Annotated in this window: 25 protein-coding genes; 13 read left to right on the forward strand and 12 right to left on the reverse strand. The window is 71.0% G+C overall.

All coding sequences use genetic code 11. The features are described 5' to 3' along the window. Positions 1-204 precede the first annotated feature (204 nt). Positions 205-696, reverse strand: coding sequence for a hypothetical protein (locus ACFY1U_RS11195; RefSeq protein WP_390693840.1), 492 nt, complete (start codon positions 694-696; stop codon positions 205-207). Between the two features lie 81 nt (positions 697-777). Continuing rightward, the gene (locus ACFY1U_RS11200; protein ID WP_390693841.1) at positions 778-1,950 is read right to left on the reverse strand and encodes an epoxide hydrolase; all 1,173 of its coding nucleotides are present in this window, start codon (positions 1,948-1,950) and stop codon (positions 778-780) included. A gap of 82 nt (positions 1,951-2,032) precedes the next feature. Here ACFY1U_RS11200 and ACFY1U_RS11205 point away from each other — a divergent pair, with 82 nt between their 5' ends. Continuing rightward, a complete protein-coding gene (locus tag ACFY1U_RS11205; protein WP_390693842.1) occupies positions 2,033-2,605 on the forward strand; it encodes a CGNR zinc finger domain-containing protein in 573 nt (190 codons plus the stop codon). Positions 2,606-2,636: 31 nt separating this feature from the next. Here the strand turns inward: ACFY1U_RS11205 and ACFY1U_RS11210 are convergent, their stop codons facing one another. Next, positions 2,637-3,470 carry an alpha/beta fold hydrolase gene (locus ACFY1U_RS11210; RefSeq protein ID WP_390693843.1) on the reverse strand — a complete coding sequence of 278 codons (834 nt, stop codon included), beginning with the start codon at positions 3,468-3,470 and terminating at the stop codon, positions 2,637-2,639. A 218-nt stretch (positions 3,471-3,688) separates the two neighbouring features. On the opposite strand from ACFY1U_RS11210, the gene ACFY1U_RS11215 reads away from it, so the two are divergent. From ACFY1U_RS11215 to ACFY1U_RS11245, 7 genes are all read left to right on the forward strand, one after another. Then, positions 3,689-3,919 carry a hypothetical protein gene (locus tag ACFY1U_RS11215; RefSeq protein WP_390693844.1) on the forward strand — a complete coding sequence of 77 codons (231 nt, stop codon included), beginning with the start codon at positions 3,689-3,691 and terminating at the stop codon, positions 3,917-3,919. 333 nt (positions 3,920-4,252) lie between these two features. Further along, complete coding sequence (locus tag ACFY1U_RS11220) at positions 4,253-4,675, forward strand: (2Fe-2S) ferredoxin domain-containing protein (RefSeq protein ID WP_390693845.1); 423 nt, start codon at positions 4,253-4,255, stop codon at positions 4,673-4,675. A 77-nt stretch (positions 4,676-4,752) separates the two neighbouring features. Further along, positions 4,753-4,923 (forward strand): 50S ribosomal protein L32, encoded by a 171-nt coding sequence (gene rpmF, locus ACFY1U_RS11225; protein WP_266951758.1) that lies wholly within the window; start codon positions 4,753-4,755, stop codon positions 4,921-4,923. 7 nt (positions 4,924-4,930) lie between these two features. Beyond that, positions 4,931-6,172, forward strand: a complete 1,242-nt coding sequence (locus ACFY1U_RS11230) for a GTP-binding protein (RefSeq protein ID WP_390693846.1) — start codon at positions 4,931-4,933, stop codon at positions 6,170-6,172. Further along, positions 6,169-7,251, forward strand: coding sequence for a patatin-like phospholipase family protein (locus ACFY1U_RS11235; RefSeq protein ID WP_390693847.1), 1,083 nt, complete (start codon positions 6,169-6,171; stop codon positions 7,249-7,251). Before ACFY1U_RS11230 ends, ACFY1U_RS11235 begins: the two co-directional genes overlap by 4 nt. A gap of 144 nt (positions 7,252-7,395) precedes the next feature. After that, positions 7,396-8,403, forward strand: a complete 1,008-nt coding sequence (locus tag ACFY1U_RS11240; RefSeq protein WP_390693848.1) for a hypothetical protein — start codon at positions 7,396-7,398, stop codon at positions 8,401-8,403. A 55-nt stretch (positions 8,404-8,458) separates the two neighbouring features. Next, complete coding sequence (locus tag ACFY1U_RS11245; protein ID WP_390693849.1) at positions 8,459-9,460, forward strand: LLM class flavin-dependent oxidoreductase; 1,002 nt, start codon at positions 8,459-8,461, stop codon at positions 9,458-9,460. Here ACFY1U_RS11245 and ACFY1U_RS11250 read toward each other — a convergent pair. Continuing rightward, on the reverse strand, positions 9,444-10,475 hold the full coding sequence (locus ACFY1U_RS11250; protein WP_390693850.1) for an alcohol dehydrogenase: 1,032 nt from the start codon (positions 10,473-10,475) through the stop codon (positions 9,444-9,446). The two genes, ACFY1U_RS11245 and ACFY1U_RS11250, sit on opposite strands and share 17 nt — an antisense overlap. A 178-nt stretch (positions 10,476-10,653) precedes the next feature. Beyond that, positions 10,654-11,490 (reverse strand): helix-turn-helix domain-containing protein, encoded by an 837-nt coding sequence (locus tag ACFY1U_RS11255; RefSeq protein ID WP_390693851.1) that lies wholly within the window; start codon positions 11,488-11,490, stop codon positions 10,654-10,656. Positions 11,491-11,602: 112 nt separating this feature from the next. Here ACFY1U_RS11255 and ACFY1U_RS11260 point away from each other — a divergent pair, with 112 nt between their 5' ends. Continuing rightward, a complete protein-coding gene (locus ACFY1U_RS11260) occupies positions 11,603-12,208 on the forward strand; it encodes an NADPH-dependent FMN reductase (protein ID WP_390694507.1) in 606 nt (201 codons plus the stop codon). Between the two features lie 90 nt (positions 12,209-12,298). Further along, positions 12,299-14,641 (forward strand): ATP-binding cassette domain-containing protein, encoded by a 2,343-nt coding sequence (locus ACFY1U_RS11265; protein WP_390693852.1) that lies wholly within the window; start codon positions 12,299-12,301, stop codon positions 14,639-14,641. A 27-nt stretch (positions 14,642-14,668) separates the two neighbouring features. Here ACFY1U_RS11265 and ACFY1U_RS11270 read toward each other — a convergent pair whose 3' ends face one another. Together ACFY1U_RS11270 and ACFY1U_RS11275 are read right to left on the reverse strand one after the other, a co-directional pair. Next, complete coding sequence (locus ACFY1U_RS11270; protein ID WP_390693853.1) at positions 14,669-15,187, reverse strand: adenylate kinase; 519 nt, start codon at positions 15,185-15,187, stop codon at positions 14,669-14,671. 141 nt (positions 15,188-15,328) lie between these two features. Beyond that, complete coding sequence (locus tag ACFY1U_RS11275; RefSeq protein ID WP_390693854.1) at positions 15,329-16,114, reverse strand: amidohydrolase family protein; 786 nt, start codon at positions 16,112-16,114, stop codon at positions 15,329-15,331. A gap of 99 nt (positions 16,115-16,213) precedes the next feature. Between ACFY1U_RS11275 and ACFY1U_RS11280 the strand changes: the two genes are divergently transcribed. Further along, positions 16,214-16,591, forward strand: a complete 378-nt coding sequence (locus ACFY1U_RS11280) for a MerR family transcriptional regulator (RefSeq protein WP_390693855.1) — start codon at positions 16,214-16,216, stop codon at positions 16,589-16,591. Positions 16,592-16,597: 6 nt separating this feature from the next. On the opposite strand, the gene ACFY1U_RS11285 is transcribed toward ACFY1U_RS11280, so the two are convergent. After that, positions 16,598-17,773 carry an alanine--tRNA ligase-related protein gene (locus ACFY1U_RS11285; protein ID WP_390694508.1) on the reverse strand — a complete coding sequence of 392 codons (1,176 nt, stop codon included), beginning with the start codon at positions 17,771-17,773 and terminating at the stop codon, positions 16,598-16,600. Between the two features lie 307 nt (positions 17,774-18,080). Between ACFY1U_RS11285 and ACFY1U_RS11290 the strand changes: the two genes are divergently transcribed. Together ACFY1U_RS11290 and ACFY1U_RS11295 are read left to right on the forward strand one after the other, a co-directional pair. Further along, complete coding sequence (locus ACFY1U_RS11290; protein WP_390693856.1) at positions 18,081-18,410, forward strand: MBL fold metallo-hydrolase; 330 nt, start codon at positions 18,081-18,083, stop codon at positions 18,408-18,410. Positions 18,411-18,677: 267 nt separating this feature from the next. Next, positions 18,678-19,205 (forward strand): STM3941 family protein, encoded by a 528-nt coding sequence (locus ACFY1U_RS11295; RefSeq protein ID WP_390693857.1) that lies wholly within the window; start codon positions 18,678-18,680, stop codon positions 19,203-19,205. Positions 19,206-19,224: 19 nt separating this feature from the next. Here ACFY1U_RS11295 and ACFY1U_RS11300 read toward each other — a convergent pair whose 3' ends face one another. From ACFY1U_RS11300 to ACFY1U_RS11315, 4 genes are all read right to left on the reverse strand, one after another. Then, a complete protein-coding gene (locus ACFY1U_RS11300; protein WP_390693858.1) occupies positions 19,225-20,034 on the reverse strand; it encodes a lysophospholipid acyltransferase family protein in 810 nt (269 codons plus the stop codon). Continuing rightward, positions 20,034-20,807, reverse strand: coding sequence for a GNAT family N-acetyltransferase (locus tag ACFY1U_RS11305; protein ID WP_390693859.1), 774 nt, complete (start codon positions 20,805-20,807; stop codon positions 20,034-20,036). The genes ACFY1U_RS11300 and ACFY1U_RS11305 overlap by 1 nt, the downstream gene beginning before the upstream one ends. A 326-nt stretch (positions 20,808-21,133) precedes the next feature. Beyond that, positions 21,134-21,883 carry a succinate dehydrogenase/fumarate reductase iron-sulfur subunit gene (locus tag ACFY1U_RS11310; protein ID WP_099933059.1) on the reverse strand — a complete coding sequence of 250 codons (750 nt, stop codon included), beginning with the start codon at positions 21,881-21,883 and terminating at the stop codon, positions 21,134-21,136. Continuing rightward, entirely contained in the window at positions 21,880-23,829 is a 1,950-nt protein-coding gene (locus ACFY1U_RS11315; RefSeq protein WP_390693860.1) for a fumarate reductase/succinate dehydrogenase flavoprotein subunit, read from the reverse strand. The genes ACFY1U_RS11310 and ACFY1U_RS11315 overlap by 4 nt, the downstream gene beginning before the upstream one ends. Positions 23,830-23,831: the final 2 nt, after the last annotated feature.

The raw sequence follows: 23,831 nt of genomic DNA on the forward strand, positions 1-23,831 counted from the left end.
TGACGCGCCGAGCCAGAGCCGGCGCCCGCCGGCCCGGGAGGATCGGCCTGCCTCCAGACCGGTACCTGACAGCCGGGCAATCGATGCTGCCACCACGCCAGGCTTCGACCAGCCGGACACCCGAGCGGTCCGGGCCGCCGCACGGCGCCTGACGCGCGGGGCAGACCGGCCGTCGCAGAACCTGCGCCCGGCGGACCGGACCCCTCAGGTCCGCCCCTCCACCTCCTGTGCCGTCTCCAGGGCGGCCGACGGGGCCGTCCAGTGGGCCCGTACGACCGGGAAGCCGGCCCGTTCGGCGTCCCCGCAGACCAGTTCGTCGTCGTCCACGAGCACGCGGACGTCCCGGGTGCGAGCCAGGCGCCGCAGGATCTCCAGCTTGGTGCGGCGGGCGGGCCTGCGGTCGTCGTTGCGGCGCATGTGGACGCGCCCGTCGGGCAGGCCCTGCGCGGCGAGCCAGTCCAGCGTGTCGCGCCGGCAGCGCTCGGGCCGGCCGGTGAGATAGACGATCTCGCACTCCTTCGCGCTCTCCAGCACCAGCGCGATGCCCTCCGGGATCGGCGGGTCGTCCGGTGCGGCGGCGAAGAACGCGTCCCAGTCGCGGGGCTTGCCTTCCAGGAACCGCTGGCGGTGGGCCGTGTCGGCGAGGGTGTTGTCCAGGTCGAACACGGCGATCGGGCGCTTGCTGCTGTCGGTCACAAGCCCACCCTAAGGATCTGTCCCGCTCTCCCGGTTCAGGGCGTGACTCCATAGGTGGGAGCGAGCGATGTTCGTCGACGATCAGCGATGGGCGGCCAGCACTGCCGCGAGGCCTTCTTGAAGGTCCTTGACGAAATACTCAGGTACTTCCAGTGAAGGGAAATGCCCCCCGGTTTCGGGCGAACTCCATCGGACGATCTGCCGGTACCGCTCCTGCGCCCAGGGGCGCGGGCACTTCTCGACGTCGCGGGGATACATGGTGAGTGCCGACGGCACGTCGACCCGAAGCCCGGGGTCGAGCGAGTTGTGGCTCTCGTAGTAGATGCGGGCCGCCGACGCACCCGTCCGCGTCAGCCAGTACAGGGTGACGTCGTCGAGGACGCGGTCTCTGGAAATCGTCTCGAACGGGCTGTCCTCGGTGTCCGACCACTCGGCGAACTTGTCGAGGATCCAGGCGAGAAGACCGACCGGTGAGTCGACGAGCGAGTAGCCGATGGTCTGCGGCCGGGTCGCCTGCTGCTTCGCATAGGCCGCCCGGTGACGCCAGAAATGGCGGGTCTCCTCGACCCACCTGCGCTCGACCGCCGTCAGCCCGTCCGTCGACAGCCCGGGCGGCCCCTCCGCGAACGTCGTGTGGATACCGAGAACATGCGCCGGGAACCTGCCGGCGAGAACCGTGGTGACATTGCCTCCCCAGTCGCCGCCGTGGGCCAGGAACTCGCCGTAGCCGAGCCTCCCCATCAGCTCCACCCACGCGGCCGCGATCTTTTCGGTTCCCCACCCGGTGCCGACCGGCTTGTCGCTGTAGCCGAAGCCCGGCAGCGACGGGACCACGACGTGGAACGCCGGAGTCTCCGCGTCTTTCGGATCCGCCAGTTCGTCCACCACATCGATGAACCGGGCGATGCTGTCCGGCCAGCCGTGCGTCAAGATCAGAGGAGTGGCGTCCGCGCGCGCGGATCGGCGGTGCAGGAAGTGGATTCCCAGATCGTCGACGGTCGTACGGAACTGGCCGATCCGGTTGAGGCGCTCTTCGAACGACCGCCAGTCGTACCCGGTGCGCCAGTAGTTCACGACGTCGACGAGGTCGGCGAGAGGGACGCCCTGTTCCCAGCGGCGAGGGCCGGGCGCGGCGCAGGAGACCGTCTCGGCCTCGGGTAGTCGCGCCGCGGCCAATCGCGCGCGCAGATCTCCGAGTTCGGCGTCGGTCGCGTGGGCTTCACATGCTTGTACCTCGTCGGCTGGACGGGACATGAGACCTCCTGGCCATCGTGGAACCGTCTAAGACGGTTCTAACAGTCCTCAGAGGCGCCCCGCAACCGGCTAAGGTGGTTCCATGCGTGATGGGTTCCCTGACTTCCGCCTCGGCAGCGTGCTGGCGACCAGCTTCACGGGGACTCTGTCGGAGCGTCATGGCAACGCTGTGGAGCGCATTCCCACGCCGCAGCGACTCGTCGACTGGCTGACGGTGAACGGCCTCGCCGTGGACTCCTGCACCCCTGCCCAGCTCGACCTCGCCCGGGAACTGAGGGAGTCGATTCACGCCGCCGCCACCGCGGCCGCGATCCATGACCCGCTCCCCTCATCGGCCGTCCAGGTCATCAACGACCGCAGCGCCCAAGGCCGGGCCGCGGCGATCCTGACGCCCGAGGGCAAGCGGCAGTGGCGGCTCAGCTCGGCCTCCCGCGTGGAAGACGCCCTCGGCGTGATCGCCGCCGACGCGATCAGCATCATCGCGGGCGAACGCGACGGAAAACTGGCCTTGTGCGCCTCACCGACCTGCCGAGCGGCCTTCTTCGACACCAGCCAGAGCCGCACCCGCAGATGGTGCGACATGAACACGTGCGGGAATCGTCAGAAGAAGGCGCGCTTCCATGCCAAACAGCGCAACCCCGGATCAGCGGAGTGATCGTCGCGTCGGACAAGCCCCGGTCAGAGCATCAGGAGGCGCTCCGCAGGAAGTCGATGAGGGCCCCGGCGAGTTCGGCGGGGGCGTCCTCCTGGACCAGATGGCCCGCGCCCGTGATGGGTTCGAGGCGCGCGCCCGGGATGCGGGCGACGAGCTCGTGGCCCTTGGCCGGTGGGATCCAGGTGTCCTCCTCGCCCCAGCACACCAGGGTCGGGATGCCGATCTCGCCGTATCGGTCCTGTATCTCGTCGGTGTGGCGCTGGTCGGCCTGGGCGATCTGCCGGTAGAACGCCGCCTGGCCCACCTCCCCGAGCCAGGGCTGAGCGAGCCGGTCCAGCACGGCGGGGTGCAGGCCGGGGCTGCTGGCCGAGCCGATGTACTCGCGTACCAGGGCGCGGTGCAGTGCGGGCGGTAGTTGCTCGAAGACCTCGCAGTGCCCGCCGACCAGCCGGAAGAACGGCGATCCCCAGGGTGCCAGCGCGACCGGGTCCACCAGGGCGAGCGCCCGGTAGCGGGCTCCATGCAGCAGATGCGCCCGCAGGGAGACGGCACCGCCGAAGTCGTGGGCCACCACCAGCGGTTCGGCAAGTCCCCAGTGCGCCAGGAGTTCGGTGAACACCCTGCCCTGGGCGGCCAGGGAGACGTCCTGCCCGGCGGACATCTGCGATGCGCCGTAACCGGGCATGTCCCACACGAACACCTGGTGCCGGCGCGCGAGCGAACGGGCCACGGCCCGCCAGACGTACGAGGAGAAGGGCGTGCCGTGGCAGAGGACGACCGGGTCCCGTCCGGCCTGCCCGAGGATGTCCCAGCGGACGTCGCCGGACGTAGTGCGGAAGGTCTTGGTCAGCGGCCAGTCACTCACGGGGCAGCTCCTGCACGTCGGCTGTTGATCGTCGCGGTAGCCGTCATACCGAAAAGGAGGCCATCTGGCGAACGCGGCCGGGCAGGACCAGCCCGTCCCAAGACGGAGGACACCTTCGCCGTGGTCGACGGCTGCGGTGCCGACCTCGTCCCCGCGGCCGGCACATTGGCCTCGAACAGCCGCGTGACCTGGGCCGATCCGAGGTCGTTGACTGGGCTATGAAGAAGATCAGCGTGCTTGCCGTGCTCACCATGACCGGACTTGCGCTCGCCACCCCAGCCCACGCAGACAACGACAACAACCCCCGCGGCCAGATGCACGTCAGCCACCGAAGCCCTCTCGCCACCGGGCTCTGCAAGGAGGCACTCGCCCTCGTCCCGGTGTTCGCACCCGGAACCGACCAGTCGGTGGACGACGCCTGCAACAACCGCGACCACGCCCGCGACTGACGCGACCGGTCCAGGCTCGCCGGCTCCCTGTCCCGCCGCCGGTGGCGGGCAACCTTCCCGTCACCGGCGGCCACTGCTGGGCGACACCACAGACAGGCGGAGGCGGCCGCCCCGAGGACCCTGGTCGTGGCGCCGAACGGGGCCGACTCCGCGGGCGACGGCAACGGCTTCACACTCGGCGGCGGTGCTCCGGCCCCGGCAGCCGGGCGTCATCAGCACGGACCCGACACCGCAGTTCCTGGTGCCGGGGAGCGAGGCGAACATCGGCGCCCGGTTCTGATCCGTCCGCCCCCGGTGCGGCGGGACGCAGAGCGGATGGATCATGCTTCTCCCATGCCATCCGCGTTTCCCTCCCCCCGCCGCACTCTGATCGGCGCGGCCCAGCAGCGCCCCTGCACCCTCGTCGTGTGCCGGGGCTGCTGCTGCGGCGACCCGCGCAAGCACCCCGATACCGACCACGCCTGGCAGTTGGAGCGGCTGCGCGCCGCGGCCGCCGAGCACGGCTTCCAGGTCCGTACGACCGACTGTCTGGGCCCCTGCGACCAGGCGAACGTCATCGTCGTGCAGCCGTCGGCGGCGGGGCGCCGGGCCGGCGGGCGGGCCACCTGGGTCGGCTTCGCCATGGACGACGACTGCACGGAGGAGCTCGCCGGCTGGGCGGCGGCGGGCGGTCCCGGCATCGCCGAGCCGCCCGTGACGCTGGAGCTGCAGTTCATCCAGCCGCCGCGGGACGCACGCGTGCGCAGCCGCCGGTGAACCACCGACCATCCAATTGTTAATGGGATCCATTTTCATGTAGCGTCCTCGGTGCTTGCCCACCGAGGAGGTTTCCCATGGCTGTCCCCAAGCGGAAGATGTCCCGCAGCAACACCCGCCACCGCCGCGCCCAGTGGAAGGCGGCCACCCCGCAACTCGTCCCGCTCACCCTCGACGGCGTGCGCCACCTCGTACCGCAGCACCTGGTCAAGGCATACGAGCGCGGGCTGCTGCGCCCCGAAGGCTGAGCGCCGGATGCCGTACGAGAAGCCGCATGCCCGCCTGCCCGTCACCGTTCTGTCCGGCTTCCTGGGGGCGGGCAAGACCACGCTCCTCAACCATGTCCTCGCCAATCGGCAGGGCCTGCGGGTGGCCGTCATCGTCAACGACATGAGCGAGGTCAACATCGACGCCGCGCTGGTGCGCGGCGGCGAGGCCGCGCTGTCACGGACCGAGGAACGCCTCGTCGAGATGACGAACGGCTGCATCTGCTGCACCCTCCGCGACGACCTGCTGGAGGAGGTCGACCGGCTGGCCCGCGAGGGCCGCTTCGACCACCTCCTGATCGAGTCGTCCGGCATCTCCGAGCCGATGCCGGTCGCGGCCACCTTCGCCTTCGCCCGCGACGACGGCGCCACCCTCGGCGATGTCGCCGAGCTGGACACCATGGTCACGGTCGTGGACGCGGCGAACTTCCTGCCGGAGCTGGCGGGCGGCGACGAACTCGCCGAACGCGGCCTCGCCCCCTACGAGGACGACGAACGCACCGTCAGCGATCTCCTCGTCGACCAGGTCGAGTTCGCGGACGTCATCGTCCTCAACAAGCTGGACCTGGTCGACTCCCGCGCCGCCGACCGGCTGCGGGCGACGCTCGCCCGCCTCAACCCCCTCGCCCGCATCGTCCCGGCCACCCACGGAAAGGTGGACCTCCACCAGGTCCTCGGCACCCGCCTGTTCGACCTCGAACGCGCCCAGCAGGCACCGGGCTGGGTGCGGGAGCTCAACGGCGACCATGTGCCGGAGACGGAGGAGTACGGCATCTCGTCGACCGTCTTCCGCTCCGAACTCCCCTTCCATCCGGGCCGGTTGTGGACGTTCGTGACCGAGGAGCTGGACGGCGGCGCGTTCGGCCGAGTGCTGCGCTCGAAGGGCTTCTTCACCCTGGCGGGCCGCTCCCACGTGACGGGGCTGTGGTCGCAGGCCGGTTCCGTGGCCCGCTTCGAGCCGTCGGCCGCGCGGGACCCCGAGGCGCCGTATGCGCAGGAACTGGTTCTGATCGGCGTTCAGTTGAACGCGGACAGGATGCAAGACGCCCTGGCGGACTGCCTCATGCGGCCCGGCGAACTCCTCCCGGACGTCGACCCGTTCCCCGCCTGGGACACGTACGGCGTCGACGACAGCTGCGAACACGAACAGCGAACCGGTCATGTGCCGACTCCTGTCGACATCCTGGACACGGTCCGCACTTGTGAGGATGCTCGAGTGCAAGCGGTGTGACAGCGCGGCACGCCACCGTGGGCGCGCCCGCCACCGCGACGGGGGTGAGGACGGTGGAACCGCACGCGGCTGCCGGCTCGGAGACGAAGTCCCGGGTGGACCTGGTTCTGGAAGGCGGAGGGGTCAAGGGGATCGCCTTCGTCGGCGCGTTGCAGAAGCTGTGCGCGCAGCACACCGTACGGCGGGTGGCGGGCACCTCGGCGGGCGCGGTCGTCGGGGCGCTGCTGGCAGCCGGCTACACGGTGCCCGAGCTCGAAGAGACCCTCAGGGAGATGCAGTTCGCGTCCTTCGAGGACGGCTGGGCACGCCACTTCGGCAAGCCCGGGGCGGCGCTGGCCTTCCTGCTGCACAACGGCGTCTTCAAGGGCGACGCGCTGCACGCGTGGATCGAGGAGCGCCTGGCCCGCAAGAACGTCGTGACCTTCAAGGACCTGCGGCAGGAGGAGCCGGGGGACGATCCCGGCACGCCGCCCTACCGGCTGGTCGTCACCGTCAGCGACATCAGCCGGGGCCGGGAGCTGCATCTCCCCTGGGACTGCAGGGAGTTGTGCGGTGTGGACCCGGACTCGATGAAGGTGGCGGACGCGGTGCGGGCCTCCGCGTCCATCCCGTTCTTCTTCCGGCCCTTCCCCCTCACGTGCGGACCCGACCAGGGCTCCGAAAAGCTCGTACTGGTCGACGGCGGGATGCTGTCCAACTTCCCCGTGGCCCTCTTCGACCGCCACGACGACCGCCCGCCCCGCTGGCCCACCTGGGGGCTCAAACTGTCCATGCGGACCACGCCCCAACAGGACTGGCGTCCGGCGGGCAACCCGGTCACGCTGGTCCAGCGGCTGGTCTCGACGATGACCGACGCGCACGACCGGCTCCACATCGATGAGCCGTCCGTGCAGGAACGCACCGTCTTCATCGACACCGAGGGTGTGCGCTCCACCGACTTCCATCTCACCCGTGAGCAGTCCGACTACCTCTTGGCGCAGGGGCAGGACGCGGCCGGCAGGTTCCGTGCCACGTGGGACTTCAACCGGTGGCTGGAGCGCCGGCATCCGCGGCCCGACACGGCCGCCGCGGCCGGCTGACCCGGCGGCGGAGCAAGCATGCGCTCTCTCGCCCGCCCGCACAGACCGCTGCGCGTGCCGACTCGCCGTGTCACCAGGCCGGTTGCGCGCAGGCCGTCCGGGCTCCGCGCCCGGCCCGTCCGGCCGCCGACGCACCCGTATCCCGTGGCCGAGCGGCCCAACACCTGGTTGCACCGCGCCCAGGCCCGCCTGTGCGTTCTGCAAGTGGAACTGGACGCCACCTACCTCCCGCCGGACCGGCCCACCCGCGACGGAGTGCGGTATGCGCAGCTGCAGCACGGGGCCGGGTGCCTGCTCGAAACGGCACAGAACCTGATCAGGAAGGCGGGCGAGCGCCAGGCGTGGCGGTGGCGGCTGCGCAGCTGGTGGTCCGGGTATGCCTACGAGGGCACACTGGCCTGCCTGCACGCCGCCGACGTCGCCATCCTCGCCATGTCGCGGCCCCGCCGTGCCTGGCAGCGCCTCGACACGATCCTGGTCACCGCGCGTCCGCTGCCCCGCAGTGACCCGCGGCTCGCCCGCATCAAGACGCTCAAGGACCAGCAGAACCCGGACGACGTATGCCTGCCGTGGGCCCTGGCCGCGCTGCTGCAGGCCGCCTACGCCCTCCAGGAGGAGCGCGCGGTGCGCAGCCGCAACTTCCGCAACCGGCTCATCCGGGCCGGCCTGGTCCTCTGCCTCCTCCTCACCGCCGTGCTCTGCGCGCCCCTGTGGGTCGACGGCGCCGTCCCCGTCTGCGAAACGGGCCGCAACTGCCCGGATGCCCTGGCGCCCGGCGTACGCGAGGTCGGTGTGGTCATGCTGCTCGGCGTGCTCGGCGCCGCCCTGCACGTGGCGGCGCGGCTCCAGCAGATGGGCGGCAGCTGGAACCCGTACGGGCTGCCGCTGTTCCAGGAGCTGATCAAACTGCCCACCGGCGCCCTGACCGCGGTGACCGGGCTGGTGCTGGTGGACACCGCCGCCCTGCCCGTGATCCGGGCACCCGATTCGTGGCGTGGCGTCATGGCCTACGCCGTGGTGTTCGGGGTGGCGCAGCTGGCCCTGACCCGCACCATCGACCAGCGCGCCGAGAAGCTCCTGGCGGCCGAGCCCGCCCCGGACGAGGTGAAGCAGCTGGAGAAGGCGCCGGAGGAGCACCAGGACCTCATGTGACGGGCAGCGTCGGCAGGAGCGGGAATGCCGTGGTCCGTCACGCGTTGAACTGCGTGTGAGTTCCCTGATCGCCGCCACCCGCTTCTCCGTCCTCGACCGCTCCCGCATCCGCGAGGGCCACACGGACGCGGAGGCGCTGCGCGACACCGTGCGGCTGGCCCAGGAACTGGAGGATCTCGGCTTTCACCGCTTCTGGGTGTCCGAGCACCACGGGGTGCCGGGCGTGGCCGGTTCCGCGCCCACCGTGCTGGCCGCCGCCGTCGCGGGTGCCACGCGCACCATCCGGGTCGGCACGGGCGGTGTGATGCTGCCCAACCATCAACCCCTGGTCGTGGCCGAGCAGTTCGGGGTGCTGGAGTCGCTCTTCCCCGGGCGGATCGACATGGGGCTGGGGCGGTCCGTCGGCTTCACGAGCGGGGTGCGCAGGGCGCTGGGGCGGGACAAGGGCGACGCCGAGGACTTCGGGGCGCAGCTGGAGGAGCTGCTCGGCTGGTTCCGCGGGACGTCCCCGACGGGTGTGCGCGCACGCCCCGCGGAGGGCCTGACCGTGCCGCCGTTCGTGCTGGCCATGGGCGAGGGCGCCGCGGTCGCCGCCCGCGCGGGCCTGCCGATGGTCATCGGCGACCTGCGGAACCGCGAGAAGATGCAGCGCGGCATCGACCACTACCGCGCCCACTTCCGGCCCTCCCCATGGGCCAGCGAACCGTACGTCGTCATCTCCGGCACGGTCGCGGTGGCCGCCACGCCCGAGGAGGCGCGGCGGCTGCTGGTCCCGGAGGCGTGGTCGATGGCGTACTCCCGCACGCACGGCACGTTCCCACCGCTGCCGCTCGCCGAGCGCGTCGAGGGTCTGGCCATGACCGACAAGGAGCGCGGGTTCTACGAGTCCGGGCTCGCCGGCCACCTCGCGGGCACCGAGGAGCAGGTCACGCACGAGCTGGAGACGGTGCTGAAGGAGACCGGCGCGCAGGAGGTACTGGTCACCACCAGTACGCACGACCGCGCGGCGCTGGTCGACTCGTACCGGCGCCTCGCCCGGATCACGTCCCGGCAGTGATCACCATCCGGAAGCGGGCGGTGCCGGAGAGCATCTTCCGGTAGGCCTCGCCGGCCTGGTCCAGGGGCACGGTCTCGGTCATCGGGCGGATGCCCTGCAGGGCACTGAAGGCCATGGTGTCCTGCACGTCCTGTGCGGTGCCGGAGGGGTGGCCGCGGACGATCCTGCCGCTCATGAGCAGCTGGAGCGGGCTGATGCCCAGGGGGTCGGGGTCCGCCCCGATGGCGACCAGTTCGCCGCGGGGTGCCAGGCCGTCCACGGTGGCCGTGATGGCCTGGGAATTGCCCGCCGTGGCCAGCACGACCCTGGCGCCGCCGAGAGACTGCAGCGCCTGTGCGACGGGGGTGGCCGCCGTGCTGTCGACGTAGTGGTGGGCGCCGAGCTGTTTGGCGAAGTCGGCCTTCTCGGCCCCGCGGGCGATCGCCACGGTCTCGAAGCCCATCGCGACCGCGTACTGCACGCCCAGGTGGCCCAAGCCGCCGAGACCGAGCACGGCGACCAGATCGCCCGGGCGGGCCGAACTGCGCCGCAGACCGTTGTAGGTGGTCACGCCCGCGCAGGCCATGGGCCCGGCGTCGGTCGCGGACAGGGCGTCGGGGATCCGGGCCAGGGCGTCGGCCGGCGCGATCAGCATCTCGGCGAAGCCGCCGTCGTACGCCCAGCCGGGCACCTTGAGGTTCACGCAGACGACGAAGTCGCCCTGTCGGCAGGGCGTGCAGTGGCCGCAGCTGCCGCCGAACCAGCCGACCGTCACCCGGTCGCCCACCTGCCAGCCCCGGTCCTCGGCCCCCTCACCGAGCGCGTCGATCCGTCCGGCGATCTCGTGTCCGGGGACCACCGGGAAGCTGATGCCCGGCACTCCGCCGTTCACGAAGAGGGTGTCGCTGTGGCAGACCCCGCAGGCCTCCACCGCCACCCGTACATGGCCGGGGCCCGGCTGCGGCACCTCGCGCTCGACGATCTGGAACGGGCCGCCGGCCTCGATCGCCTGCGCGACTCGATAGGTACTGCTCATCTGTCCCTCCGGGATGTCGTCCGTCCCCCCGAGGTGGACGGGAATCTCCCGCCAAGTCGAGGGGAAGTCTCCCTCCTGAATGGCGGGAAAGGGGCGAAAGCCCCACAGTCCAGCACATCAGCTCGAAGCCGATCCCGCGCGCGAAACAGGCGAAACGATCAAGAACGACGGCCCGGCTTCACGAAATGGCCCGCAGCCCACCGCGCGACCGGCGGCGGAGTTGGTCGACGGCCTGGACCGTCGGCTCGTCCGCGGGCAGGAGGACGACCAGCTGCTGGGCATCCGCAGGGAGTTCGAGCACCTCGCGGACCAGCCGGAGTGCGTACCCGGACGGGTGGTCGAGGCGGAGGTCTTGACGTTGCGGGACCACGTGACGGTGCAGGCGGCTCGTGAAGTCGGGGCCGGCGACGGGGGCGAGTTCCGTGCTGAACCACTCGGAGCTCTCGACGGACGGTGCGAGCCACAGGTCGAAGGCCTGCTGGTCGGCGATGTCGTCCCAGTCGGCGAAGAACGTCCGGGCCCGCGGGTCGGTGAAGACGTAGCGGGTGAGGTTCGGGGCGTCCGCGTCGAGCAGTCCGGTGCCGCTCATCACCGCCTCGTAGCCGCCGGTGTGGGCGAGGACGTCGCCCAGCCGGTTGGTGACCATGGCGATGCCCGGCTCCAGGAGGCGGAGGGTCTCCAGGACCGAGGGACGGACCTCTCGGCGGGGAGGCGCGGGCTGGGTATGAGCGACACACTCACCGCCGCTGATCTTCGCCAGGTAGCGCAGGTGGTTGCGCTCGGCCGCATCGAGGCTGAGCGCATCGGCGAGCGCGTTGACCACCGCCACCGAGGGGTTGCGGTCACGGCCCTGCTCCATGCGGGTGAGGTACTCGACGCTGATGCCGGCCCGCGCGGCGAGATCCAGCCGCCGCAGGCCCGGTGAGCGGCGGCGGCCGTGAACCGGCAGTCCCAGCGACTCGGGCTGGATGCTGTCGCGCTTGGCCCGGATGAAGTCCCCCAGCGGCGTGCCCATGGGCCGAGCATAGGCCGCTGTCCACTGCTCGCGGAGGGCTCAGCCTGGCCCTGTGGGGGCCAGCCTGAGCAGGGTCTGGCCGGCCTCGGGGCGCGGCGTGATCGTGGTGGGCATGGACAACAACGAGCAGAACAAGCACAAGCTGGTGATCATCGTCGGAAGCGTCCGGGACGGACGGTTCGGCCCGGCGGTGGCCTCGTGGGTGGCCGAACAGGCGGGCGCGCACGGTGGTTTCGATGTGGAGGTCGTCGACCTGGCCGAGGTCGACATCCCGTTGGCGCTGCCCGCCGAGTCGCCGAAGTACGCCGGTGACGCCTACCCGCGCCCGGCCGGGATGGCGGCACTGACGTCGGCTCTGGAGGGCGCGGACGCGTTCGTCGTGGTCACTCCGGAGTACAACCACAGCTATCCCGCCTCCCTGAAGGCGGCCATCGACTGGCACTTCACCCAGTGGACGGCCAAGCCCGTCGCCTTCGTCAGCTACGGCGGCGCGGCAGGCGGCCGGCATGCCGTACTGCACCTGGAGAACGTGCTGACCGAGCTGCACGCGGTGACCATCCGCGACGGTCTCGCGTTTCCGAACTACTTCACCGCCTGGCAGGACGGCCGTCCCCGCGACCCCGACGCCGCCGGGTACGCCAAGACGCTGCTGGAGCAGCTGGCCTGGTGGGCCGGTGCGCTCCGCTCGGCTCGCGCGGCCGCGCCCTACCCGGGGTGACCTGGGACGACGCCTCACGGGCGACGCCGTCGGCTTAGAATCGCGGCGTTTGTCCCGCCTCAGTCGAAGACCCGTACGGAGTTCCCGTTCATGCACGACCCACACGACCCCTGTGTCCGCGTCCGCGGCGCCCGCGAGCACAACCTCAAGGGCGTGGACGTCGACATCCCGCGGGACGTGTTGACCGTGTTCACAGGGGTCTCCGGGTCGGGGAAGTCCTCGCTCGCCTTCGGCACCATCTACGCCGAGGCCCAGCGCCGCTACTTCGAGTCCGTCGCCCCGTACGCGCGCCGCCTGATCCATCAGGTCGGCGCGCCGAAGGTCGGCGAGATCACGGGACTGCCGCCCGCGGTCTCCCTCCAGCAGCGCCGCTCGGCCCCGACGTCCCGCTCGTCCGTCGGCACGGTCACCAATCTGTCGAACTCGCTGCGGATGCTGTTCTCCCGAGCCGGCGACTACCCGCCCGGGGCCGAGCGTCTCGACTCCGACGCCTTCTCCCCCAACACGGCCGCCGGTGCCTGCCCGGAATGCCACGGGCTGGGCCAGGTCCACCGTACGACCGAGGAGCTGCTGGTCCCCGACCCGTCGCTGTCGATCCGCGAGGGCGCGATCGCCGCCTGGCCGGGCGCCTGGCAGGGCAAGAACCTCCGGGACATCCTCGACGCGCTCGGCCACGACGTGGACCGGCCGTGGCGCGAACTCCCCGCCGACCAGCGGGAGTGGATCCTCTTCACCGACGAGCAGCCGGTCGTCACGGTGCACCCGGTACGGGACGCCGACCGCATCCAACGGCCTTACCAGGGCACGTACATGAGCGCCCGCCGCTATGTCATGAAGACCTTCTCCGACTCCAAGAGCCCCACGCTGCGGGCCAAGGCCGAACGCTTCCTGACCAGCGCGCCCTGCCCGGCGTGCGGCGGCAGCAGGCTGCGCCCCGAGGCACTGGCGGTCACCTTCGCGGGCCGTACGATCGCCGAGCTGGCCGCGCTGCCGCTGACCGACCTCGCGGGCTGTCTGGTGGCGCGCGACGAGACCGCCCGGGTCCTCACCGAGGACCTCACCTCCCGTATCGCGCCGGTCCTCGAACTCGGCCTCGGCTATCTCAGCCTGGACCGCTCCACCCCCACTCTCTCGGCGGGCGAGCTGCAACGGCTGCGCCTGGCCACGCAGTTGCGCTCGGGACTGTTCGGTGTCGTCTACGTCCTCGACGAGCCGTCCGCAGGACTGCACCCGGCGGACACCGAGGCCCTGCTCACGGTCCTGGAGCGGCTGAAGTCGTCGGGCAACTCGGTGTTCGTGGTGGAGCACCACCTCGACGTCATGCGCGGCGCCGACTGGCTGGTGGACGTCGGCCCGCGTGCCGGCGAGCACGGCGGAGAGGTGCTGTACAGCGGCCCGGTGGCGGACCTGGCCCGGGTCCCGCAGTCCGCGACGGCCCGCTTCCTCTTCGACCGCTCCCCCGCCCCCGTACGCCAAGTGCGCACCGCCCGCGGCCAGTTGGAGGTCGGGCCCGTCACCCGGCACAACCTGCGCGGGGTGACCGCCGAGTTCCCGCTCGGTGTGTTCACCGCCGTCACCGGCGTCTCCGGGTCCGGCAAGTCGACGCTCATCGGCGAGATCACCGAGGACCTGACGGGCGTGGAACGCCTGGTCTCCGTCGATCAGAAGCCCATCGGCCGCACCCCACGCTCCAACCTCGCCACCTACACGGGCCTCTTCGACGTCGTACGCAAGGTGTTCGCGGCCACCGAGGAGGCGCAGGACCGCGGTTACGGCGTCGGCCGCTTCTCGTTCAACGTCGCCGGCGGGCGCTGCGAGACCTGTCAGGGCGAGGGGTTCGTCAGCGTCGAGCTGCTGTTCCTGCCGAGCACGTATGCGCCGTGTCCGGACTGCGGCGGGGACCGCTACAACCCCGAGACGCTCCAAGTGACGTACCGGGGCCGGAACATCGCTCAGGTGCTGGACCTGACGGTGGAGAGCGCGGCGGAGTTCTTCGCGGACACCCCGGCGGTGGCGCGCAGTCTCACCACCCTGCTCGACGTGGGCCTGGGCTATCTGCGCCTGGGGCAGCCCGCCACCGAACTCTCCGGCGGCGAGGCCCAGCGCATCAAGCTGGCCGGCGAGTTGCAGCGCGGCCGCCGCGGCCACACCCTCTACCTGCTCGACGAGCCGACCACCGGTCTGCACCCGGCGGACGTAGAGGTCCTGATGCGGCAGCTGCACGGTCTCGTCGACGCCGGCCACACGGTGATCGTCGTCGAGCACGACATGTCGGTCGTCGCCGGCGCGGACTGGGTGATCGACCTGGGACCGGGCGGCGGGGACGCGGGCGGGCGGATCGTGGCGGCGGGCACGCCGACGCAGGTGGCGAGTGTTGCGGGAAGCGCTACGGCGCCGTATCTGCGACGGGCGCTGCCACCGCGGCAGGCGTGAGCACAGACGCCAAGGCCCCCGCCGGCGTCACAGGGATGCGAACCAGGCGGCGGTGTCGTCGGGGTGCGGGAACCGGACGGTGGTGAGGGGCGCGAAGCGGGCATCGCTCGTACGCCGTGCGATCTCGCTGCGGCGGCCCGCATGCTGGGACCAGGCCCACCACACCGGGTGTTCCCTGCTGAGCCAGCCCGCCCAGGTCTCCCTGTTGCCGCCGAAGACCCGCTCACGGGTGACCGTGCGCCGCAGGGAGCGGCGCAGGACGCGCGGCATCACGACACGCTTGCCGTAGTCCAGCCAGAGCACGGTGTCCGCCTGCTCCCAGAGCAGGTCACGGACCTCCGGGTAGCCGATGCTGTCGATGATCCAGCGGGGTTCGGCCAGGACGCGGGACACCGCCTCGTCCAGCTTGTCGTTGACAGCCCAGTCGGGGCCGACGAAGTACAGCGCGTCCATCTCGTGGTAAGGGACGTCCAGACGCTCACTCACGGCCCGCGCGAGCGTGGACTTGCCCGCGCCCGTGACACCCACCACCAAGATCCGCTCCATGCGGGCACTGTACAGCGGCGGCGAGACCGCAGGCCGAACTTCCGTCCGGGCCCGCGGACTTGACCGCGAGGCGACCGGAACCTCGACGATCGCGCCGTACGCCCCACACAGCGGCCCGGAACCCGACCTGCCCACGGACGGTCACAGACCGATCAGCTCCGCGAGGGTGCCGCCCAGGACGCGATCGCGCAGTGCGCCTGGCGCGGTGACGCGTTCGACGGTGGTGCGGGCCAGGAACGGGTCGCCGTAGGGCGCGTCCGAGCCGAACAGGGTGCGGTCCGGCACCTCGTTGACGGCCAGGCGCACCGCGAAGATGATGTTCGCCGTCGACAGCTCCAGGTACAGGTTCGGGGTGTCCCGGGCCAGCTCGATTGCCGTCAGCCAGTTCACTCCACCGAGCTGGCTGATCACCAGCGGGACGGTCGGGTGGCGGCGCGCGAGGCGGGCCAGCGTCGCCAGGTCTCCCGCCGTGGTCGGGGCGAAACCGTGCACGACGACGGGTAGCCCGCCGTGATCGGCGGCTGCCCGAAGTACCGGCTCGATCCGACCGGCCCCGTCCGGTGGCGGGGTCAGCTCACCGATGCCCCGAAAGCCCCGGCCGACTATCTCCCCCTCGACTTCCGCCGCGATCTCCTGGGCGGGCAGGTCCAGGCGGACCTTGCCGAAGCCGATGAAACGGTCCGGGTGTGCCGCGCACGCCGAGTCCAGTTCCTGTGTTGCGGCCCGATGGTGGTCCGGGCCGCTGGACCGTCCACTGAGCGTCTCGTCCAGCGCGCTCATCTCGCGCCGGAAAGAGGCCAGATCGGTGGCCCGCTCGGGATGCGGGCGGGTGCCGAAGAGCACGGCGCGGTCGACTCCTGCTTCGTCCAGCAGGGCGATGTGGCTGTGCACGGGATCGTGGACATGGCTGTGGGCGTCGATGATCAACGGATTCTCCTGGTCAGGGCGTGACGGCGACGGAATGCCGCCGCCGACCCCATGGTTGAAGGCTGACACCGTGGCAAGGTCAAGCTCCGTGGAGAGACGATGCTGATTGGGCAGTTGGCCAGGAGAACCGAGACCAGTGAGCGCCTGCTCCGGTACTACGAACGCGTCGGCCTTCTCACCCCAAGCCGTCAGGCCAACGGATACCGCGATTACGACGACACCGCCGAGCAGACGGTCAGGCAGATCCGCGCCCTGCTGGCGGCCGGGCTGTCCACCAACCTCATCCGGCAGGTCCTGCCGTGCGCTCTCGCCGACGGCTCGCTGCGTCCGTGCCCGGGCGTACTGGACAAGCTTCACACCCAGCTCGCCCGCCTCGACCGGCGCGCGAACGAGCTGGCACAAGCCCGCCAGGCCCTGCAGCGGGCCATTGCGGCAGCTGAACTCGTACCGGACGGTCGAGAGCGCCCGCGCGGGTGACTGACGTCAGTCCTCGGTGAGCAGGCCGGCCACCAGATCGCGCGGCAGGCCGTGGGTGTCGTGGAGGTAGTGGTAGTCCTCCTCGCTCAGCGGAACCTTGAACTGCGGGCGGGAGAGGATGCGTTGGCCGCGTTCGAGGAGCTTGGTGAAGCGGTGCTCCTCGTCCAGGAGCAGTGTGCGGACGGTGTCGGTCCCGCAGGGCTGGTGGAAGTGGTTCAGGGTGTGGTCCACGAGTTCCAGGGGCAGGTCCGTCAGGGTGCGCGAGGGCTCGTCGCGGCGCAGTGTGGTCAGGAGGCGGCGGACGAGGCGGCGCAGTACATAGCCGCGGCCGGTGTTGGACGGGCGTACTCCGTCGCCGAGTACGACGATGCTCGAGCGCAGGTGGTCGCAGACGAGACGGGTCGAGGGCTCGTCCAGGTCCCACAGCGGCGGGAGCAGCCGCATCCACGGTTCGAACAGGTCCGTGTCGTAGACCGAACGGCGTCCTTGCAGGACGGTCGTCAGGCGTTCCAGGCCCATCCCCGTGTCGATGCCGGGCTGGGGCAGGGGTTCGAGGGTGCCGTCCTCCTTGCGTCGGTAGCGCATGTTGACGTGGTTCCAGATCTCCACCCAGCGGGGGTCGGTGGTGGGGGTGCCCTGGGGCGGAGTGCCGACTTCGCCGGTCCAGACGAAGATCTCCGAGTCCGGGCCGCAGGGGCCGACGGGGCCGTTGGACCACCAGTTCTCGTCCTCGGTGAGCTCCACGGGCAGTCCCAACTCCCTCCAGGTGCACAGTGATTCGGTGTCGGGGCCGACCTGGTCGTCGCCGCCGAAGACCGTGACGTGCAGCCGCTCCCGCGGAATGCCGAATCCGTCGCGCAGCAGCTCGTACCCCCAGCGCAGGCTCTGTGAGTGGCCGTAGTCGCCGAGCGACCACGAGCCGAGCATCTCGAAGACCGTCAGGTGGGTGGGGTCGCCGACCTCGTCGAGGTCGGTGGTGCGCAGGCAGCGCTGGACGTTGGTCAGGCGCCGTCCCTGGGGATGGGGACGGCCCAGGAGGTAGGGCGTGAGGGGGTGCATGCCGGAGGTGGTGAACAGCACCGGGTCCGAGGGCGGCGGCAGGAGGGAGCTTCCGGTGATGAGGTGGTGGCCGCGTTCGCGGTAGAAGTCGGTGAAGGTACGGACGGTCTGCTCGGTGTTCATGGTGGTGCTCATGGCGTGTTCCTTCGGGTCGTGGGGACCGGAAGGGACCGCGGGAGCAGCCTGCTGAGCCCTGCGGGGCTGCGCGGAGGGGTGGCACCACATCCCGGCGGTCCGTTTCCGGCCGCCGGGGAAAGGTGGAGAGGTCAGGCGTCGGCAGCCGGGGAGCTGGTCGCTCGCGCGGCTGCGGTGTGGGGACAACAGGTCCTGACCTTCATGGAAGGCACGCTAACAGGGGGCGGTGCAGCCCGTCTTCCGAGTTTCCGGCCCCCGGGGGCACATGTCCTGCCATTGGTTAAGGCCTTGTGACATGCGACTGACGGTTCTCGGCGGCTGCGACGCGTGGCTCACTGCGGTGCAGCCGTGCAGCGGCTATCTCGTCGAGTACGACGGGTTCCGCCTGCTGGTCGATCCCGGCTACGCCACCTTGCCCCGCCTGCTGCACCACCACACCGTCGACGCGGTCGACGCCGTGCTGGTCAGCCACGGGCACCCCGACCACTGCGCCGACCTCAACCCCCTGCTCCGGGCCCGCGGGCTGAGCGACGACCCTCCGCCGCCCCTGCCGGTGTACGCCCCGCACGGAGCACTCGACACGGTGCTGGCCCTCGACAAGCCGCCGATGCGCCCTATCTGCTGACCGCACGACTGGCCGGTCAGTACGCCCGCCAGGCGGGCGCCGCCCGGCTCCTGCTCACCCATCTGTGGCCGGGCACGGATCCCACGGCCGCGCGGGAGGCGGCCGCGGAGTACTTCGAGCAGTCGGCCGGCATCGCCACCCCGGACCTCGTCACCGAGATCACCGGGGCGGGCTCGTGATCCGGGCGCTGCGGGAGGGGCCGGGCGGCAGGAGCGCGTCTCTTCGAGGCTTCCGCAGGCGAGGGCGGTGGTCCTATCGTCTGAGCTCGTGATCAGAAACAGCGTTCCGCTGCCCCCGACGGTCTACCCACTCGCCAAGGGGCGCGGGTGGGCCATGCTGGCCGGCTCTCTCGTCTTCGTCGCTCTGGGCATTGTTTTCCTCGTCGCCCACAGCACCCTGAAGATGACGGTGGCGGGGGTACTGGCCGTGCCCTTCTTCGGGTTGTGCTCGGTACTCATCCTCCAGCGCCTGCTCCGCAACCGCCCGGAGCTGGTGCTGGACGACGCGGGTGTGGACCATGTGCGGCTCGGCCGGTTCGGCTGGGACGAGATAGCCGCCGTGCGGATACGCGAGCAGCGGGTACGCAACACCTCGCAGCTGTTCGTCGAGCTGGTCCTGCACGACCCGGACGCCTATCTGGCCCGGGCATCCAAGCTCGTCCGCAGCACCGCGTCCATGAACGCACGACTTGGCTTCGGTCCGGCCGTCATGGCCACGAACACCCTTCCGGTGCCGCCCGAGGCGGTCCTGGACGCGATGCGGCGCCACTGCCCCCGGCTCGCGGTACAGCAGTGAACGCGCCCGTGCACCGCTGCTAGGCGACCAACGCCGTGTGGATCCAGTCCGCCTGAGCCGTCGCCCGCGGCTGGGCCGCGCGGGCCAGTGAGCGGCGGTCCGGATGGCTGCCGGGGGCGATGGCGTCCCGTACGTCGACCTCGGCCACCAGGCCCCGCGCCGACACCACCCGCCAGACCGAGGCCACGAGCGAGTCGTCGCCGATGAAGGCGGGCGCCGTGCTGGCCGTACCCCCGGCGAGCCGGTAGTGCAGGCGTACCGGCTGTACGGGAACGTCCGCGTCGAGGGCGGCCTGGAAGACGGCGCGGCGGAAGGTCCCCTGGGCGCGTCCGCACCAGGTGCTGCCCTCGGGGAAGACCCCGACGGCCTGCCCGTCGCGCAGGGCGTCCGCGATGCGGGCGACGGTTTCCGGCAGGGCGCGCAGCCGGTTGCGGTCGATGAACAGGGCGCCGCCGCGGGCCGCCAGGGGGCCGGCCACGGGCCAGTCCCTGATGTCGGACTTGGCGAGCATGCGGGCCGGGCGGACGGCGGCGAGCAGCGGGATGTCCAGCCAGGAGATGTGGTTGGCGACCAGGAGCAGGCCACCGGTGGGCGCGGCGGTGCCGGTGATACGGACCTGGACCCCTGCGGCCCGCACGATCCACCGGCACCACCGCTTCACCAGCTCGGCGGGGATCCTCCCGCCGAGCGGCGACAGCACGACCCCGGCGAGCACCAGGGCCACGACTGCCGCCATCCGCAGCACGGCGCGCGGTACGGCCGTGGCGGACCCCGTCGCCTCTATGCACGCCCCCGGGGTGCAGGGCGCGCTGGGCTGCCAGACGCTCATCAGGCCGGCACGAGGGAGAGGAAGTGCCGCAGATAGCGCGGGTTGACCCGGCGCATCGACAGCAGCACATACAGGTCGGCGACCCCGAAGTCCGGGTCGTGCGCGGGCTGCCCGCACACCCAGGCACCGAGGCGGAGGTAGCCGCGCAGCAGGGCGGGCAGTTCGGCGGAGGCGGCGGCCGGGGTCGCGGCGGCCGGGACCCAGGGCAGCAGCGGCCGTACCCGGTGCTCCTCCGGAGCCAGGTACTTGCCCCGCACCTTCTCCCAGGTGGCGGAGGCGAGCGCGCCGCCGTCGGCGAGCGGGACGGAGCAGCAGCCGGCCAGCCATTCGTGGCCGCGGTCGACCATGTAGCGGGCGATGCCGGCCCAGATGAGGCTGATGACGGCGCCGTCGCGGTGGTCGGGGTGCACGCAGGAGCGGCCGACCTCGACCAGTCCGGGACGGATCGGGTCGAGGGCCGTCAGGTCGAACTCGCCCTCGGAGTACAGCCGTCCGGCGACCGAGGCACGCTCCGGCGGCAGCAGCCGGTAGGTGCCGACGACCTGGCCGGTCGTCTCCTCGCGTACCAGCAGGTGGTCGCAGTACGCGTCGAAGGCGTCGATGTCGTGGCCGGGCTGCGGGGTGGCCAGCAGGGCCCCCATCTCGCCGGCGAAGACCTCGTACCGCAGCCGCTGCGCGGCACGCACGTCGGCCTCGTCGCGGGCGAGGGACACGGTGTAGCGGGTGGGTGCGGCGGGCTTCGGGGGACGGTCCAGAGTGGTGACGCCGGTCATGGCTCTCTCCAAGTCGGCTGCCGGGGACGGCGGAGCGGGAGCAGACCGTTGGCGCGTGATCTGCCGCCCCTGTTCTTCCGATGCCGGCTGACCTTCGCGTGACAGGCGCAGAGAGAGCGGGTGTGGGCTTGTTGAACGGCTCGCCCCACACAAGCGAGACGGGGCCGAGGAGCACCCTCCCGACCCCGCCCGTCCGCACATCTTCGGCGAACGTTCACTACAGCGCCCCGATAGGGGCGCGGGGCTGCATCGACATGCGGCTCCGCCGCGGGGCGCGACAAGCCACGACGAACCCGCAGCCCGAAAACAACAACTCCCCAACGGCGCTACCGCTTGGCGGCCTTTCGAGTCGCCCGCAGCCACTCCTTGTTCATGCTCGTGATGGACACCAGCGGAATGCCCTTCGGGCAGGCGGTGGCGCACTCCCCGGTCAGCGTGCAGCCGCCGAAGCCCTCCTCGTCCATCTGCGCCACCATGTCCAGCACCCGCGTCTCGCGCTCGGGCGCGCCCTGCGGCAGCACGTTCAGATGGTTGATCTTGGCGGAGGTGAAGAGCATCGCCGCCCCGTTCGGGCAGGCCGCCACGCACGCCCCGCAGCCGATGCACTCGGCGTGCTCGAAGGCGAAGTCGGCGTCCGGCTTGGGTACGGGGGTGGCGTGGGCCTCGGGTGCGGAGCCGGTCGGGGCGGTGATGTAGCCGCCGGACTGGATGATCCGGTCGAACGCCGAGCGGTCCACCACCAGGTCCTTGATCACCGGGAAGGCGGAGGCCCGCCAGGGCTCGATGTCGATCGTGTCGCCGTCCTGGAAGGACCGCATGTGCAGCTGGCAGGTGGTGGTGCGCTCCGGCCCGTGCGCGTCGCCGTTGATGACGAGCGAGCACGCGCCGCAGATGCCCTCACGGCAGTCGTGGTCGAAGGCGACCGGGTCCTCGCCCTTGAGGATGAGCTCCTCGTTGAGGGTGTCGAGCATCTCCAGGAACGACATGTCGGACGAGATGCCGTCCACCTCGTATGTGGACATGGCGCCTTCGGCGTCGGCGTTCTGCTGCCGCCAGACGCGCAGGGTGAGCTTCATGCGTAGCTCCGCTGAGTGGGGTGGACGTACTCGAAGACCAGGTCTTCCTTGTGCAGGGTCGGGGCCTCGCCTGTGCCGGCGAACTCCCAGGCGGCCGCGTACGCGAACTCGTCGTCCCGGCGGGCGGCTTCACCGTCCGGCGTCTGGGACTCCTCGCGGAAGTGGCCGCCGCAGGACTCCGCCCGGTGCAGTGCGTCCAGGCACATCAGCTCGGCGAGCTCGAGGTAGTCCACGATGCGGTTGGCCTTCTCCAGCGACTGGTTGAACTCCTCGCCGGTGCCGGGCACCTTGATGCGCCGCCAGAACTCCTCACGGATCTGCGGGATGCGCTCCAGCGCCTTGCGCAGTCCGGCGTCCGTACGGGCCATGCCGCAGAACTCCCACATGAGTTCGCCGACTTCGCGGTGGAAGGAGTCGGGGGTGCGGTCGCCGTCCACGGACAGCAGGAGGTTGAGGCGGTCCTGGGTCTCGGCCAACACCTCCTGGACGACGGGGTGCTGGACGGTGACCGGCTCGTGGTGCGGGTTGCGGGCGAGGTAGTCGTTGATGGTCGCCGGCAGCACGAAGTAGCCGTCGGCGAGGCCCTGCATGAGCGCGGAGGCGCCCAGGCGGTTGGCGCCGTGGTCGGAGAAGTTGGCCTCGCCGATCGCGAACAGGCCCGGGACGGTGGTCTGCAGGTCGTAGTCGACCCACAGTCCGCCCATCGTGTAGTGGACGGCGGGGTAGATCCGCATCGGGACGGTGTACGGGTCCTCGGCGGTGATCCGCGCGTACATGTCGAAGAGGTTGCCGTACTTCTCCTCGACCGCCCCCCGCCCCATCCGCTTGATGGCGTCGGCGAAGTCAAGGTAGACGCCCTGCCCGCCGGGGCCCACTCCCCTGCCCTCGTCGCAGACGTTCTTGGCGGCTCGGGAGGCGATGTCGCGCGGCACCAGGTTGCCGAAGGACGGGTAGATGCGCTCCAGGTAGTAGTCGCGCTCTTCCTCGGGGATCTCGTTCGGCGGTCGGTCGTCGCCCTTGGCCCTGGGCACCCAGATCCGGCCGTCGTTGCGCAGCGACTCGCTCATCAGGGTGAGCTTCGACTGGTGGTCGCCGGTGCGCGGGATGCAGGTGGGGTGGATCTGGGTGAAACAGGGGTTGGCGAAGTAGGCGCCGCGCCGGTGGGCCCGCCAGATGGCGGTGGCGTTGGAGTTCATGGCGTTCGTCGACAGGTAGAAGACGTTGCCGTAGCCGCCGCTCGCCAGGACGACGGCGTCCGCGAAGTAGGTGTCGATACGGCCGGTGATGAGGTCGCGCGCCACGATGCCGCGCGCCTTGCCGTCGACGACGATCAGGTCGAGCATCTCGGTACGCGGATGCATCTCGATGTTGCCGGCGGCGATCTGCCTGCTCAGGGCCTGGTAGGCGCCGAGCAGCAGCTGCTGGCCCGTCTGTCCGCGGGCGTAGAAGGTCCGCGAGACCTGTACGCCGCCGAAGGAGCGGGTGTCGAGCAGGCCGCCGTACTCCCGGGCGAAGGGCACGCCCTGTGCCACGCACTGGTCGATGATCTCCACCGAGATCTGCGCGAGCCGGTGCACGTTCGACTCCCGGGCGCGGAAGTCGCCGCCCTTCACGGTGTCGTAGAACAGCCGGTGGACGGAATCGCCGTCGTTGCGGTAGTTCTTGGCGGCGTTGATGCCGCCCTGCGCGGCGATGGAGTGGGCGCGGCGCGGGGAGTCCTGGTAGCAGAACTGGACGACGTGGTAGCCCTGTTCGGCGAGCGTGGCGCCTGCGGAGCCGCCCGCCAGGCCGGTGCCCACCACGATCACCGTGTGCTTGCGCCGGTTGGCCGGGTTGACCAGCTTGGCCTCGAAGCGGCGCTTGTCCCAGCGCTCGTGGACGGGGCCTGCGGGAGCCTTGCCGTCGACGATGGGCTCGCCGGTTTTGTAGTTCGCGAAGTCGGTCATGT

The organism is Streptomyces sp. NPDC001351 (assembly GCF_042896045.1).
In the GTDB taxonomy this organism is placed as follows: Bacteria; Actinomycetota; Actinomycetes; order Streptomycetales; family Streptomycetaceae; genus Streptomyces.